Below are 14,668 nucleotides of genomic sequence, written 5' to 3' on the forward strand. Positions count from 1 at the left end.
GAGATTAGGTATACCTAATCTGCGGTCGGGATGCCACCGGCCCCCTGACGCCTCGCCCCCGTAGCCCAGCGAACGGCGATGGGGCTCAGCGCTCCCGGGGCCGTTGATCGTGCGTAGGTTGGCTCCATGAGCACCGTCCTCGTCGCGGGCGCCACCGGCTTCGTCGGTCAGCGTCTCGTCCCCGCCCTGCTCGACGCCGGCCACGAGGTGCGGGCGATGACCCGCAGCCCGCAGAAGTATTCCGGTCCCGGCGAGGCGGTCGAGGGGGACGTCGAGCGGCCGGAGACCCTCGGCCCGGCGATGGAGGGGGTCGACATCGCGTACTACCTCGTGCACTCCCTCGACCAGGAGGACTTCGAGGAGGCCGAGGCGCGCTCGGCCCGCGCCTTCGGGCAGGCGGCCGCCGACGCCGGGGTCGATCAGATCGTCTTCCTCGGTGGGCTGGGCTCGGAGACCGACGAGCTGTCGGTGCACCTGCGCTCGCGCCGGGCGGTCGAGGGACATCTGGGCGAAGGGGGTGTGCCCGTCACCGTGCTGAGAGCGGCGGTGATCGTCGGGCACGGCGGGATCTCCTGGGAGATCACCCGCCAGCTGGTCAAGCACCTGCCCGCGATGGTCGTCCCGAAGTGGGCGCAGACGCGGACCCAGCCGATCGCCCTCGATGACGTCGTGCGCTACCTCGTCGGGGTCGCCGGGGTCGAGGCGGCGATCGGGCAGGTCTTCGAGATCGGCGGGCCGGACCAGCTGACCTACGTCGAGATGCTCCAGCAGGCCGCCGAGAGCGGGGGACCGCCGGGTGCCGCCGATCGTGGAGGTGCCGGTGCTCACCCCGCAGCTCTCGGCGCGCTGGCTCGCGCTGGTCACCGATGTCGACGTCACCACAGGGCGCAACCTCATCGACTCGATGGACGTCGAGGTCCTCGTCACCGACCACACGATCCGCGAGGTCGTCCCCTTCGAGCCGATGACCTACCGCGAGGCCGTGGAGCGGGCGCTCGCGGACCGAGCCGCCTACGACGACGCGAAGGGGTGAGTGCCGGCATGGGTGGTGACCGGTTGCGCCGGGTCGCGGTCACCCTGGCTGAGGTCTTCTGCATCGTCGGCACCCTCGTCGGGACGGGGGTGATCGGCACCCGGGTGGCCGAGTCCTCCGGCGGTGCGCTCGCGGCCGACGCGACCCGGATCGCGCCGGCCGGGCCGGCCTTCTCGATCTGGTCGGTGATCTACCTCGGGTTGTTCGCGCTGACCATCTACCAGTGGTTGCCGAGCCAGGCCACGCGTGCGCGGCATCGAGCCACCGGCTGGTGGGTGGCCGCGTCGATGGTGCTCAACGCGGCCTGGCTGCTCGTGACGCAGGCTGGCTGGATCTGGGTAAGCGTCGGCGTCATCGTCACGCTCGCGCTGGTGCTCGGGGTGGTCGTGCGGCGACTGACCGAGGTCGCGGCCGAGGGGCCGGTCGACCGGGTCGTCCTTGACGGGACGCTCGGGCTCTACCTGGGCTGGGTCGCGGTTGCGACCTGCGCCAACATCACAGCTGCGCTCGTCTCGTCGGGGGTCGAGCCTGGTGCCGCCGTCGCCGACGCCGCTGCCGTCGGGGTGCTCGTCGTGGTCGCCGTGCTCGGGGTCGTCCTCGCCCGCCGGCTGGGCGGGCGACTCGCGGTCGCCGGGGCGATGGCCTGGGGTCTGGCGTGGATCGTCGTCGGGCGCCTCACGGACGAGCCGGAGTCGCTGGCCACCGCGATCGCGGCCGGGGTGGCGGCTGTGGTCGTCGTCGCCGCTGCCCTCGTGGCACGTAGGCGAGGATGGGCCGATGACACAGCACCAGCCTGACGCCGACCGGTTCAGCGACGAGGCCGCCGGGTGGGACGACAAGCCCGGGCACGCCGAGCGGACCCTGGCAGTCGCCGCGCTGCTGCGGGCGACTCTCCCCCTTCGTCCCGACCTGGAGCTGCTCGAGATCGGCGGTGGCACCGGGTCGCTGAGCCGCGAGCTGGCCGATGTCATTGGCCGAGCGGTCGTCACCGATGTCGCGCCAGGGATGGTCGAGGTGGCCAGGGAGCGGTTGGCCGATCCTCGCTTCGAGGGGTGGGAGGCGCGGCGGTACGACATCGAGCGGGACGAGCTGCTCGACGAGCGGTTCGACGTCGTCGTCGGGGTGCTCACGCTGCATCACATGGGTGACGTCGCCGCGGTGATCGGTCGGTGCGCCCAGCTGCTGCGTCCCGGTGGTCACCTCGCGCTGGTCGATCTCGACCATGACGCGGAGGGCGCCTTCCACGCCGGGGTCGAGGACTTCGACGGGCACGACGGCTTCACTCGGCAGAGCGCGAGGTCATGGCTGCAGAGCGCGGGGCTGGTCGAGGTCGAGGTACGCGACGCCGGTGCGATCACCAAGGAGGTCGACGGCGGCGAGCGCGACTTCCCGATGTTCCTCGCCACCGGGCGGCGGCCGTGATCACGCTGCGACACGCTCGGGACGACGATTCCGAGGCCACGGCCGCGGTGCCCGAGCGGCGGGGCTGCCACACATTGACGCGACGATCGGCGCGGACAACGAGGCCGGGCTCGCGTACCACCGGGCGATGGGTTTTGTCCCCTACCGCGGGGGCGAAGGGGTGATCCCGCACCGTTTCGACGTGGCCGGATAGGCCCCGCCTCGGCCGGCGGTGCTTCGCCCCCGCGGGTGGGGGCGAAGGTCGCCGTGCGGCGCGCGCGGTGCCATCTCATCAGCCTCCACCGTTGCCCCAGTATCTGGGGCAACAGCCGAGCCGACCGCCACCCCCTTTCGCAGCTCCCCGGGGAGCCTCAGACCAACGGTCCATCGGCGGTGGACTCAGCGCTCAAGGGCGCCCTTGCCGGCGAGGATCTTCTCCCGCGCCTTGGTCGAGCGGCTGGCGCGGGTCTCGGTCTTCTTCGCGGAGCCGACGCGAAGCGCCCAGCTCTTCTGCCGGCCGGGGGTGAGCGCGTCGAAGGCCTGCGCCATCTCGGGGTCGGCGGCCAGCGCCTCGGGCATCTCCACCTCAAGCTCGACCTTGGGTGGCCGCACGCCCTGCTCGGCGTACCCCATGGCCTCGCGCAGGTAGGCGCGGATCGTGTCCTCGTGTTGGCTGACCTGGCCGACCTCGGTGAACCGGAAGGCGTCGGGCGCTCGGGCTGTTCGAGATCGCGGGGATCCCGTTCAGCATCCTGCTACCCGTCATCGGCATCATGGCCGCCACGGCGGAGTGGAGCCAGCGCGCCGGCCTGGTCACCTTCACGGTCGAACCGCGCCGCTGGCGCGTTATCTCCGCCCGCATCGTGGCGGTCACCGTCCTCAGCGCGCTCGTCGTCGTCGCCACCCTCATCGGCTCGTATGCGGTGGCCGCAGCCGCGGACCTGGCCGGGACCGACGTCGGCTACTCGTTCGAGGCCACGGCCATCGCCGGGTCGCTCGCCATGCTGCTGCTCTACGTGCTCCAAGGCGTTGCCTTCGGGTTCCTCCTCCTCAACACCCCGGCAGCGATCGTGATCATCCTCTCGCTCCCGATGGCCTGGCAGGTCGTCTTCGGGCTCAGAGAGCGGGCAGCCACCCTCGCGTCCTGGCTCGAAGCTCGTCGGTGGAACCGTGCAGGCGCGGGCACGCAGACCGAACTCGGTGCCCAGACCCTTGCTGCGAACCTGAGTCAGCTCTCGGCAGGCTGGTTCAGGAACCAGCGGTGACCGAACGGATCCACGAAGACCGCCACCCGCCCGGAGGGCGGGCTGTCCTCGGGGCCCCTGGCCATTGGCGTTCCTTGGCGGACGATGCGGGCGGCGGCCGCGTCGACGTCGGCGACCGTGAGGTGCAGTGACACCGCCGCCCCGCGGGCGGGGTCGGGGGCCGCTATCCCGGCGGAGTCGAACTGGTCGGACATCATCCACTGGGCCTCGCCAATCGCTAGTTCGCAGTGGCCGACCCGACCGTCGTCCATGACGATCGGGTCGTAGGTCACTTCGGCGCCCAGCGCGGCGACGTACCACTCGATGGCGGCTCGGGCGTCGGCGACGCACAGATAGGGAGTCAGCTGGGTCATCGGGTTTCCTGTTCTTCGAGATCGGGGAGGGGTGTCTGGAACGACCAGAGGTGGCCCTCCGGGTCGCGCACGCTGTACTCGCGCACGCCGTAGGGCATGTCGGCCGGCTGGTGGTCGATCGCGGCGCCGGTTGCGGCCACGCGGGCGTGGTGGGCGTCGACGTCGTCGACGAGGATGGCGAGCGAGGCAGTGACCGTGCCGGTGGTGAGCGGCGAGACCATCCGGTGCTCGGGGGCCTCCCGGTGCAGCCAGACCACGCCGTCGCCAGCATGGACCTCGCCGTGCACCGCCCGATCGCCGTCGAAGCTGATCGGTCCAGGAGCCAGACCCAGTACATCGACGAGATAGGCGTGCCCGGCCGCGATGTCGCGGTACACCAGCAACGTGATCCGCCGCGTCAACGCGGGCTCATCAGCCGGTAGTCCTGAGAGCAGTTCAAGCAGGGCCTCGGCAGTGGGCTGGTCGCCCTCGAGGAGACGGGCCTCGACGCCCCGAACTCGTTCCCGCGCCCGAGCGAGGTCGGCCAGCTTCGAATCGAGGTCCACGAGGTGGCGCCGAGTGAGGCCGGGCAGCTCGTCCGTATCGAGGTTGAGGTCGGCCACGGACGTACCAAGTTCGCGGAGCAGCCGGATCCGGTAGAGCTGATCGATGGTGCCGCCGTCGTACCGGCGCCGGCCACCGACATCGCGGGCCGGAAGCAGCAGGCCCATCTCCTCGTAGTACCGCAGAGTGCGTTCAGTGACGCCTGTACGTCGGGCAACGTCGCCGATGCCCCACTGGCCGCCGGGGCTGGTGCTGGTCATGCCGCCACGCTAAGACCTCACGTCGCGTCAGGAGCAAGGGCGGCGCCTCGACAGGCGGCGAAACCCATCAGAAGTCGCCGCCCTCGCGCTGGAAGTTGGTGAACCGGGCGTAGTGGCCCTGGAAGCCAAGGGTGATGTCTGCGGTGGGTCCGTTGCGGTGCTTGGCGACGATGACATCGGCCTCGCCCTCGCGCCCTGCCTCGGGGTCGCGATCCCGGTGCAGCAGGATGACGACGTCGGCGTCCTGCTCGATCGAGCCACTTTCGCGAAGGTCGCTCATCGCCGGACGCTTGTCCGTTCGCTGCTCGGGGCCACGGTTGAGCTGGCTGATCGCGATGACCGGTACCTCGAGCTCCTTAGCGAGCAGCTTCAGCGCCCGGGAGAACTCGGCGACCTCCTGCTGACGCGACTCGACCTTCTTGCCGCTCGTCATGAGCTGCAGGTAGTCGATGACGATGAGCTTGAGGTTGTGCTGCTGCTTCAGCCGGCGCGCCTTGGCTCGAATCTCCATGAGCGCAAGGTTGGGACTGTCGTCGATGAAGAGCGGGCTCGCGCTGATCCGTCCCATGACCCGCGAGAGCTTGCCCCACTCGGGGTCGCTCATCCGCCCCCGCCGCAGGCTCTGCAGCGAGATGGAGGCCTCCGCCGCGAGAACCCGCATCGTGATCTCGGTGCGGCTCATCTCCAACGAGAAGACGGCCGTCGCCATCTTGTGCTGGATCGCTGCCGCGCGGGCCACGTCGATTCCCAGCGTCGAGTTGTGCGTCGGCACCATCGCCCGCCCAGCGAGGTAGAGGTGGTCGTCGTTGTCCACCTCGACGCAGCGGACCGGCACCGATGGCACGGCCCGGACGTCGGTGATGAACCGTGAGTCCCGGCGCTGGAAAGTCCGCCCCCGACGCTCGCGATGCAACGTCGCCTTGCGCTCCAAGGCGAAGGCCTCTTCATCGGCGCTGAAGGTCAGGGTGTATGCGGTCGAGGACTGCACCGAGCGGCCGTGTACGGCCTTTTCGCTCACGCCGCACCGATAGCCCAGTCCCGCGACCAGGTCGTAGGCGTCATCGCGGAGTCGGCGAGACGTCGTCGTGAGCTGGACGCACCCCGCCTTCGTCACCGTCCCGTCGGTATCGAGCAGTCCCGCCAGCACCTCCCTGCGCTGAGCCTCGCTGGCTCGCAGGTACACCATCGGGATGTGCTTGTTGCCGAGCACTCCGACCGTGCGTAGCAGCCCCTGGACCGTGCCGTGCTCGGCATGACATGCCTGGCAGCGTCGCTGTCCAGATGACGGCTGACCGCAGTCCGGGCAGCGAGGTGCCGGCATCCGATCAGTCCCACGTGAACGGCCCCCGCACGACCGGCCGCAGGTCTTGACCTGCGAGGTTCTCGGCACGAAGTGCTCACCGCACACCACGCAGGTACGGGTGGCGGCCTCCGTCACGGGAAGCCGAAGCGAGTACCGCATCGGAGCGGCCGTCTTGGTGACCACAAGCCCTTCGCTCTCGAGTCGCTGGACGATCCCGTCATCGGTTGTCGTGATAGCTGCACAGTCGGTCGACCCATCACCGAGCCACGCCCCAAGCACATAAGGAGACAAGGGCAGGTCTGCCTCAGGCAGGTCGAGAGGCCGGGCCAGCTTCACCGAGTGGTTCAGCCGGCGCTCCGCGGTCTGCGTACGCAGCGTCGCCGCGATCTCCGACGTCGTCCGTACCTCAGCGAAGGTCTGCTGGTTCTGGCATCGGTTGCGCTTGTCCCGCGCGGACTGGAAGGACCTGCGCGACGCTCGGGTGTCGGTGAGCCACTGATGCTGCTCATCTGCCACGATGACCGTCCCGTCGGAGAACTCCACCTCGTAGCAGGGTCTGCCGTTCATCACCTCGGTAGCGGCGACCACCCTCGTCGGACGTCCCGTGGCATCGAGCAACTGGTCGCCCACGGCGACCTCGCCCATCGTTGTCCAGCCCGTCGGGGTGGGCAACGGGGTCTCCAGCGCGAGCGCCTTGCCGACTGCAGGCCTGGCCGCCACGACGATCATCTGACCGGGGTGCAGCCCGTGGGTCAGCTCGTCGAGCTCGGTGAAGCCGGTCGGCACCCCGGTCAGCTCGTCGCTGCGCCCCGAGGCCACCTCGATCTCGGCCATCGTCTCGTTGAGCGTGTCCCACAACGCGACGTAGTCCTCGCCGCCACGCTTCTCGGCAACGCCATACATCTCTGCTTGGGCGGCGTTGACGATCTCCTCGACGTCCCCGCCGCCGGTGCCGTAGCCCATCTGCACGATCCGGGTCCCAGCGTCGACCAGCCGGCGCAGGATCGCCCGCTCGGCGACGATCTGGGCGTAGAAGCCGGCGTTGGCAGCCGTCGGCACCGACTGGATGAGGTCGTGCAGGTAGGCCTGCCCACCCGCTCGCTGCAGCGTCCCCCGCTTGCTCAGCTCGTCGGCGACGGTGATCGCGTCGGCCGGCTCGCCCTTGCTGTACAGGTCAATGATCGCGTCGAAGATCAGCTCGTGCGCCGGCTTGTAGAAGTCGCCCCCACGCACCGTCTCGCCGACGTCGGCGATCGCGTCCTTGCTCAGCAGCATCCCGCCGAGCACGGACTGCTCCGCCCCGAGGTCCTGCGGCGGCACTCTGTCGCCGGGCCGGCCGCCCCCTTCGCCCTCGTCTGCGGGCGGCATCGAGCCGAACATCGACTCCAGATCACTCGTGGTCACAGCACCTCCCGCGCGCGGTCAGGCAACTGTGGCACCGAGCACCGACAACGACCTAACGGGCCTGTGGAGGAGGTGTGGACAATCTGTGGACGACACGCGATCGGCGTGTGCACAGCCCGTGGACAACCCTGTGGATGGTCCGGAGAGGCGCCGACGTGACTTCGCAGTAACCCTCATTTTCCGGGGCTGCGTCACCTCACATGCTGTGCATAGAAGATTCTTCGTCCCGCCCCGTTACCCACAGGGCTCAGGAGTCACAGGAGGTTACCCAGAAGTTGCATAGCGAGCGCGGGCACGCTCTCGTGCCTTCGCCGCCTCGACCTCCCGGTCCTTCGGCGGAGCGGCGGTCGTGAGCTGTCCGAGCAGCCGCTGGGTCGCCGCAGCCACCTCGTCCACGGCCTCGGCGAACGCCTCCGCGTTGGCCTGCGACGGCTTGGTCGACCCGCTCACCTTGCGCACGTACTGCAGCGCGGCGGCGCGCACCTCCTCGGAGGTCGCGGGCGGCTCGAAGTTGTGGAGCTGTCGAATGTTGCGGCACATGCGACCAGTGTGCGCCTCGCCTCGGGGCCCAGGTCGGTGGAGGTAGGACCGGTGTATCAGGCCGGGCGTTTCTACCTCGAATCGGCTGCGGGGGAGGGGACGGCGAAGGGGGAGGGCCGCCATCGGCGGGCCCTCCCCCTTCGCGTCGGTCGAGCCTTAAGGCTCAGGGCAGCTTGTCGCCGCCCGGGCCGAAGCCGCTGGTGTCGGCGTGCAGCTCGCCGTCGTCACCGCGGTGGATCGTGTCCGGCAGGTCCTCGCCGCGGCTCGCCTTGTCCTTGACGGTGCCGGCGGCGTCCTTGGCCGCGCCGGTCACCTTGTCGGCCACGGCCGGGCCCTGGGTCTGCGCGGTGTGCTTGGCCTGGCCCACGGCCTTCTGCGTCTTCGGGCTCGACCACAGCTGGTTGGCCTGGGTCTTGATCTGCTCGTAGCGCTCCTTGCCCGCGCGCGCACCGAGGACGTAGCCGGCAGCCATGCCGGCGAGGAAAGACATCTTGGCCATGACGGCCTCCTTCGAATCGGGTACGAGGCTTACGGTGCCACGTTCGGGCGCCCGGTGCGCTCTAGCGGGCCGGGCAAAACTGCACGTGAGCGGCCCGTGCGAGAGTGGGGCCCATGTCAGCGCTGATCCTCGGACCGCTCCTGCGCAGCGTGGAGGCCACGTCCGCCGCCGTGTGGGTCGAGACCGCGGGTGCCGCCACCGTCACCGTCCAGGCCGGTCAGACCGAGGCGAGCGCCCCCACCTTCGCCGTCCACGGGCACCACTACGCCCTGGTCGTGATCGACGGGCTCACCCCGGCCGAGCCCACCCCGTACGAGGTGCTCGTCGACGACGAGCTGGTCTGGCCCGAGCCCGACTCCCCGTACCCAGCGCCGGTCCTCACGACGATCGACGAGCAGCGCCCCCTTCGCCTGGCCTTCGGCTCCTGCCGCACGAGCGTCCCGCACGACGCCGACGGCAACGCGACCCACGGTGTCGACGCCCTGCGCGCCTACGGCCTGCGCATGGCCGGCATCACCCACTCCGAGGAGGACCCCGACGGCGCAGACGAGTCCGACACCCGCTGGCCCGACATGGTCCTCTTCCTCGGCGACCAGGTCTACGCCGACGAGACCTCTCCGGCGATGCGGGAGTTCATCGCCTCGCGCCGCTCGCTGGACGAGGCGCCGTGGGAGGAGCTGAAGGACTTCGAGGAGTACGCCCACCTCTACGCCCTCGCCTGGCGCGACCCGGCGACCCGCTGGCTGCTCTCGACGCTGCCGAGCGTGATGATCTTCGACGACCACGACGTGCGCGACGACTGGAACACCTCGCTGGCCTGGCGCCGGCAGATGGAGGCCACCTCGTGGTGGCACGAGCGGATCGTCGCCGGGCTCTCGTCGTACTGGGTCTACCAGCACCTGGGCAACCTCACCGCCGCCGAGCGCGCGGACGACGACATCTGGCAGATCATCACCGGCCACGACGGGCCGGGCGAGCTCGACCTCACCCAGACCCTCGACGACCTCGCGGAGCGGGTCGACGCCGAGCCGTCCGCCTACCGCTTCAGCTACTCCCGCGACTTCGGCGACCAGGTGCGGCTCGTCGTCGTCGACTCCCGCGCCGCCCGGGTGCTCGAGCCGGGACGCCGCTCCATCGTCGACGACCAGGAGATGGCCTGGCTCGACGGGCAGATGCGCGGCGATGTCGACCACCTGCTCATCGGCACCTCCCTGCCCTTCTTCCTCGCGCAGGGGCTGCACAACCTCGAGGCCTTCAACGAGGCGCTCGCCGCCGGCGCCTGGGGCGAGCGCGCGGCCCAGGTGGGCGAGAAGCTGCGCCAGGCGGTCGACATGGAGCACTGGGCGGCCTTCCAGGAGGGCTTCGCGCAGGTCTGCGACATGGTCATCGAGGTGGCGAGCGGCCGGCGCGGCGCCCCACCGGGCACCGTCACCTTCCTCTCCGGCGACGTGCACCACAGCTATGTCTCGGAGGCCTGGCACACCCGAGCCAACGAGCGAAGGGGGGTCGACCCCCTTCGCAGTCGGGTCATCCAGGCGGTCTGCTCACCGATCCGCAACCCCCTCCCCCGCTCGGTCCGGGTGGGAACCGCCTTCCTCTCCCGCAGCGTCGCCGCGCCGATCGGCCGGGCGGCGTCACTGGCGACCCGGGTCCCGAGGCCACCCCTTCGCTGGACCTACGTCGAGGGGCCGTGGTTCGACAACAACCTCGCGACGCTCGAGGTGCAGGGGCGCGGCCTGCGCATGTGGTGGGCCCGCGGGGTGGTCAGTGGTGACGAGCACGACCGCCCGGTGCTGCAGCAGGTCGCCGACATCACCATCGACCCGCCCCGCTAGAGCCTCACCACAGCGCCAGGCTGCGCTCGAAGATCCCGGCGAGGGCGTCCTCGGTGACCGGCTTCGGTGCGGTCGCGAGCAGCCGCTGCTGCTGGATCGCGCCAGTGACGAGGTCGGGGATGTCGCCGCTGCCGTAGCCGACCGCGCCGCACCCGTTCGGGATCCCGATGTCGCGCATGAGGTCGATGAGCACGGTCGGCAGCAGCTCCTCGTCGGCGACCGTGCCGTAGTCCTTCTCCGAGTCGCCGGCGAGCAGTCGGGCCGCCGCCAGGTGGCGCTGCGGTGCCGCGTCGAAGGTGAAGCGGAAGGCCTCGGGCGCGGTGAGCGAGACGGACATGCCGTGCGGCACCAGCGGCTCCTCCCCGGGGTAGTCGGCGGGGTGGAAGTCCTTGACCCGTCCGGCGATCGGGTAGGCGTTGGCGTGCGGGATGTGCACCCCGGCGTTGCCGAAGCCGGCCCCGGCGAAGGTCGCCGCGAGTGCCATGTCGCCCCGGGCATCGAGGTTGCCGCCGTCACGAACCGCGGTGCGGAAGGAGCCGGCCAGCAGCGACAGCGCCTTCTCGGAGAACATGTCGGCGATCGGGTTCGAGCCGCAGTACGGCACCCGCTCGTGGGCCTGCTTGCGCTCGTAGGAGGTGTACGGACGCGCGGTGTAGGACTCCAACGCGTGGCAGAGGATGTCCATCCCGGCCGCCGCGGTCACCCCGGCCGGCTGGGTCACGGTGAGCAGCGGGTCGATCACCGCCATGCTCGGGCGCAGCCGGGCGTGGCTGATCCCTGTCTTGACCTGGAGCGAGAGGACGTCGAGGACGCAGATCGTCGTGCTCTCGGACCCGGTGCCGGTCGTCGTGGGGACGGCGACGAGGGGCTTCAGCGGGTGCTCCGGCGCCCGGCCCTCGCCGACCGGGGCGTTGAGGTAGTCCATCAGCTCGCCGTCGTTGGTGGTGAGCAGGTTGATCGCCTTCGCGGTATCGATCGTGCTGCCACCCCCGACGGCGACGAAGGCGTCCCACGGCCCAGTAGATCGGGCGTGCTCGACCGCCTCGCGAAGGGAGTGGTCCGTCGGCTCGACGTGGGTACCGGACCAGAGCACCGCTTCGATGCCGAACTGCCCCATCTGGTCGGCCACCCGCTGCGCGACCCCCGCCTCTGCGACACCGGGGTCGGTGACCACGAGCACCCGCTTCGCCCCGGTGAGGCTGAGGTCGTACCCGATCTCCTCGGATGCCCCCGCGCCGAACTTCAGCTGCGGGGTGGCGTAGGTGAAGATCGTCTCGGGGGTCTGCGGCTGCGGGTGCGTCATCCCCCCATCCTGGCCCCCACGGCGTCGGTACCCGGCGCTAGCGTCGGTGTTCATGGACATCACCGAGATCATCCAGCACCAGCACGACGAGCAGCGTCGGATGTTTGCCTACCTCGAGCAGTGGCCGCGCGAGGACACTGCCGGCCTCGAGGCGATGTGGCGTCGCCTTGCGATCCTCCTCGAGGTGCACGCCGAGGCCGAGGAGCGCTTCTTCTACCACCAGCTCGACGAGGTCGGCGAGGGCGCCGGTGACGCCGAGAGCAAGGACGAGGAGATCACCGACGCGATCAAGGACCACAACAAGATCCGTGAAGCGGTGCGTCGGGCCGACTCCGCCAAGCCCGGCAGCGAGCAGTGGTGGCAGGCCGTCGTCGACGCCAACACCCAGAACAGCGACCACATGGGCGAGGAGGAGCGTCAGGACCTCACCGACTTCCGCCAGCAGGCCAGCCTGCAGTGGCGCCACGACCTGGCCGTGCAGTTCCTGCGCTTCGAGGCCGAGCACTGGGCGAAGGGGGTCACTCCGGTCGACAAGGACCCGGCCGACTTCACCGGCTGAGCAAGGGGTCCGGCGGAGCCGAGCGGGCTCACCGCGCCACCCTGACCCGTGGTCACCGCAGCCACGCGGGGCCCAGGCGAGCCGGGATGTTGGTCCGGGTGACCACCTGCACCGCGGCGCCGACGGACACCGGGCTGCCGGCCTCCAGGTGGTGATGGCGCAGCAGCTGGGTCAGCGCGGTCCGGGCATCGGCGCGCAGGTCGTGGTGCAGCACGACATCGATCCGCCCTGCGCGCAGCAGGGCGAGGTTGTCTGCGTCGAGGTCGTGCGCGACGAAGGTCTCGCAGGTCTGGCCGGCCTCGTCCAGGGCGCCGAGCACCGCTCGGTTGCCCCCGCCGGCTGAGTAGACCGCGACCACCGGCGCGGCGAGACCAGCCAGCGCGGCGCGAACCGCGTCGCCGGTCGAGCCGTCCAGGCCATCGGCGTCGGCCACCCCGAGGACCTCCAGGTCGGGACGCAGCCGGTCCAGCTCCGCGACGAGGGCCGAGCGCCGCTCCTCCTCGCCGTAGAAGCTCGAGCGGCTCACCGTCGTGAGCACCGACCCCTCGGACCTGGTCATCCGGGCCACGAGGTAGGCGGCGGTCTGGCCGGCCGCCGCGTTGTCCAGGCCGACATAGGCGATCCGAGGCGCCCGCAGATCGGTCACGAGGGTGACCACGGGCACCCCTCGATCGGCGAGCCGGGCGACCGCGCTCTCCACCTCGGGCACCGCGGGCGCCTTGAGCAGCACCCCGTGGCTGCTCCGACCAGGCCGCCCGACCCGCTCGAGCACCCTCACCAGGTCGGCCGGCTCTCCCCCTTCGCGCAGGTCGAAGCGGGCCCTCGCGCCCGGGATGCCCGGCAGCTGGCTCTCGACCGCCTCGCGCACCCGGTCGGTGAAGCGCCGTGGCGCCTGCATCACGACGTCGACCACGATCGGGCGCGCACCGAGGCGCAGCGCCCGCTCCTGCCGGTCGAGCTCGGCCACCGCCTGCTCGACCGCTCGCGCGGCCCGCGGGCTGGCCCCAGGCCGCCCGTGCAGCACTCGGTCGACCGTGGCCGCAGAGAGCCCCGCCTGCTCGGCGATGTCGCGGACGCGGTGGCTGCGCACCCATGCAGCGTAGGGCGGAGCGGCTCTCACCGGCCGCGATGCTGAGGTGAATCTGAGGTGATCGCCCCCTGGTGCCGCGACCCCGACGCCGGGATCGTGGAGGTCATGACCACGACCCACGCCTTCGCTCACGGCCGGCTCCGCCGCGAGGACTGCCACCTCGACGACCTCACCTCCCTGCTCGCCTCCCGGCGCACCGAGGCAGCTGACTACCCCTTCGCCGACCGGGTCGAGCAGGAGGTGCTGGTCTATGACTCCGGCCGGCTACGCTCCCTCCTCGGCGACCCGGGCGGGGCCGCGACGGTCGAGATCGAAGCCGAGATCGCCCGCGCCCTCGCCGACGGTCCGGGGATCGTCGTCTTCGAGGGGGCCTTCGACCCGCGGGTCATCGAGCCGGTCTCGCGGGCCTTCGAGGAGATCATCGCCGACCAGCGCGCCTCCGGGCAGGTGGCCGGCGACCACTTCGCCAAGCCCGGCGCCAACGACCGGGTGTGGAACGCGCTGCAGAAGCTCGCGCTGCACGACCCCGACGCCTTCGTCGACTACTACGCCAACGACCTGCTCGCGCTCGCCGCCCGTGCCTGGCTCGGCCCCGGGTACCAGGTGACCAGCCAGGTCAACGTGGTCAACCCTGGCGGCGAGGGGCAGACCGTGCACCGGGACTACCACCTGGGCTTCCAGAGTCCGCAGGTCAGCGAGCAGTACCCGGCGCACGTCCATGCCCTCAGCCCGGCGCTCACCCTCCAGGGTGCGGTCGCGCACGTCGACATGCCGATCGAGTCCGGGCCGACGCTCTACCTGCCGCACTCCCAGCTCTACCCCCACGGTTACCTGGCCTACTGGTTGGAGGACTTCCAGGAGCACTTCCGCGCCCACCACGTGCAGCTCCCGCTGGCCGCCGGCGACGCGGTCTTCTTCAACCCGGCGCTCTTCCACGCCGCGGGCACCAACCGCTCGCGCGACATCGCCCGGATGGCCAACCTCCTGCAGATCTCCTCCGCCTTCGGGCGGGCGATGGAGGCCGTGGACCGGGCGGCCGTGGTCGAGTCGGTCTACCCCGCCCTGCTGGCCCGCCGGGACCGACCGGGGGTGCAGCACGCGGTCGCCGCCGCGGCCGAGGGCTACGCCTTCCCGACCAACCTCGACCTGGACCAGCCGGTGGGTGGGATGTCGCCGGCGACGCAGGCCGACCTCGTCCGGGAGGCATTGGACGAAGGGGTGGAGCCGGCCGAGCTGCGCAGCCGCCTCGAGGCGCATGGTCGGCTCTCTCGACCGTGAGC

The 14,668-nt window shown here is 70.9% G+C and carries 14 protein-coding genes; 6 read left to right on the top strand and 8 right to left on the bottom strand.

What is annotated here, in order from left to right; all coding sequences use genetic code 11:
• Positions 1–126 precede the first annotated feature (126 nt).
• Positions 127–1,830 carry an NAD(P)H-binding protein gene (locus FB557_RS14775; protein WP_211356444.1) on the top strand — a complete coding sequence of 568 codons (1,704 nt, stop codon included), beginning with the start codon at positions 127–129 and terminating at the stop codon, positions 1,828–1,830.
• Complete coding sequence (locus FB557_RS00095; protein ID WP_144854519.1) at positions 1,811–2,455, top strand: class I SAM-dependent methyltransferase; 645 nt, start codon at positions 1,811–1,813, stop codon at positions 2,453–2,455. Before FB557_RS14775 ends, FB557_RS00095 begins: the two co-directional genes overlap by 20 nt.
• 378 nt (positions 2,456–2,833) lie before the next feature.
• Here FB557_RS00095 and FB557_RS00105 read toward each other — a convergent pair whose 3' ends face one another.
• Complete coding sequence (locus FB557_RS00105; protein ID WP_144854517.1) at positions 2,834–3,067, bottom strand: YdeI/OmpD-associated family protein; 234 nt, start codon at positions 3,065–3,067, stop codon at positions 2,834–2,836.
• Positions 3,068–3,207: 140 nt separating this feature from the next.
• Here FB557_RS00105 and FB557_RS00110 point away from each other — a divergent pair, with 140 nt between their 5' ends.
• Complete coding sequence (locus FB557_RS00110; protein ID WP_144854515.1) at positions 3,208–3,699, top strand: hypothetical protein; 492 nt, start codon at positions 3,208–3,210, stop codon at positions 3,697–3,699.
• On the opposite strand, the gene FB557_RS00115 is transcribed toward FB557_RS00110, so the two are convergent.
• The 5 genes from FB557_RS00115 to FB557_RS00135 form a co-directional block, all read right to left on the bottom strand.
• A complete protein-coding gene (locus FB557_RS00115; RefSeq protein WP_144854513.1) occupies positions 3,663–4,052 on the bottom strand; it encodes a VOC family protein in 390 nt (129 codons plus the stop codon). The genes FB557_RS00110 and FB557_RS00115 overlap by 37 nt on opposite strands.
• Positions 4,049–4,855, bottom strand: a complete 807-nt coding sequence (locus FB557_RS00120; protein WP_144854511.1) for a MerR family transcriptional regulator — start codon at positions 4,853–4,855, stop codon at positions 4,049–4,051. Before FB557_RS00120 ends, FB557_RS00115 begins: the two co-directional genes overlap by 4 nt.
• A 67-nt stretch (positions 4,856–4,922) precedes the next feature.
• The gene (dnaB, locus tag FB557_RS00125) at positions 4,923–7,526 is read right to left on the bottom strand and encodes a replicative DNA helicase (protein ID WP_144855937.1); all 2,604 of its coding nucleotides are present in this window, start codon (positions 7,524–7,526) and stop codon (positions 4,923–4,925) included.
• A gap of 300 nt (positions 7,527–7,826) precedes the next feature.
• The gene (locus FB557_RS00130; protein WP_144854528.1) at positions 7,827–8,102 is read right to left on the bottom strand and encodes a DUF2277 domain-containing protein; all 276 of its coding nucleotides are present in this window, start codon (positions 8,100–8,102) and stop codon (positions 7,827–7,829) included.
• Positions 8,103–8,265: 163 nt separating this feature from the next.
• Positions 8,266–8,601 (bottom strand): YtxH domain-containing protein, encoded by a 336-nt coding sequence (locus FB557_RS00135; protein ID WP_144854507.1) that lies wholly within the window; start codon positions 8,599–8,601, stop codon positions 8,266–8,268.
• Between the two features lie 113 nt (positions 8,602–8,714).
• Here FB557_RS00135 and FB557_RS00140 point away from each other — a divergent pair, with 113 nt between their 5' ends.
• Positions 8,715–10,436 (top strand): alkaline phosphatase D family protein, encoded by a 1,722-nt coding sequence (locus FB557_RS00140; protein ID WP_144854530.1) that lies wholly within the window; start codon positions 8,715–8,717, stop codon positions 10,434–10,436.
• Between the two features lie 4 nt (positions 10,437–10,440).
• Here FB557_RS00140 and FB557_RS00145 read toward each other — a convergent pair whose 3' ends face one another.
• On the bottom strand, positions 10,441–11,739 hold the full coding sequence (locus tag FB557_RS00145; protein ID WP_144854532.1) for a hydroxyacid-oxoacid transhydrogenase: 1,299 nt from the start codon (positions 11,737–11,739) through the stop codon (positions 10,441–10,443).
• A gap of 52 nt (positions 11,740–11,791) precedes the next feature.
• On the opposite strand from FB557_RS00145, the gene FB557_RS00150 reads away from it, so the two are divergent.
• Complete coding sequence (locus FB557_RS00150) at positions 11,792–12,298, top strand: hemerythrin domain-containing protein (protein ID WP_144854534.1); 507 nt, start codon at positions 11,792–11,794, stop codon at positions 12,296–12,298.
• 52 nt (positions 12,299–12,350) lie between these two features.
• On the opposite strand, the gene FB557_RS00155 is transcribed toward FB557_RS00150, so the two are convergent.
• Positions 12,351–13,388, bottom strand: coding sequence for a LacI family DNA-binding transcriptional regulator (locus FB557_RS00155; protein ID WP_144854536.1), 1,038 nt, complete (start codon positions 13,386–13,388; stop codon positions 12,351–12,353).
• A 105-nt stretch (positions 13,389–13,493) separates the two neighbouring features.
• Between FB557_RS00155 and FB557_RS00160 the strand changes: the two genes are divergently transcribed.
• Positions 13,494–14,666 carry a phytanoyl-CoA dioxygenase family protein gene (locus FB557_RS00160; RefSeq protein ID WP_144854538.1) on the top strand — a complete coding sequence of 391 codons (1,173 nt, stop codon included), beginning with the start codon at positions 13,494–13,496 and terminating at the stop codon, positions 14,664–14,666.
• The last annotated feature ends 2 nt before the right edge of the window (positions 14,667–14,668 follow it).

It is taken from the genome of Marihabitans asiaticum (assembly GCF_007828725.1).
GTDB lineage: Bacteria > Actinomycetota > Actinomycetes > Actinomycetales > Dermatophilaceae > Marihabitans > Marihabitans asiaticum.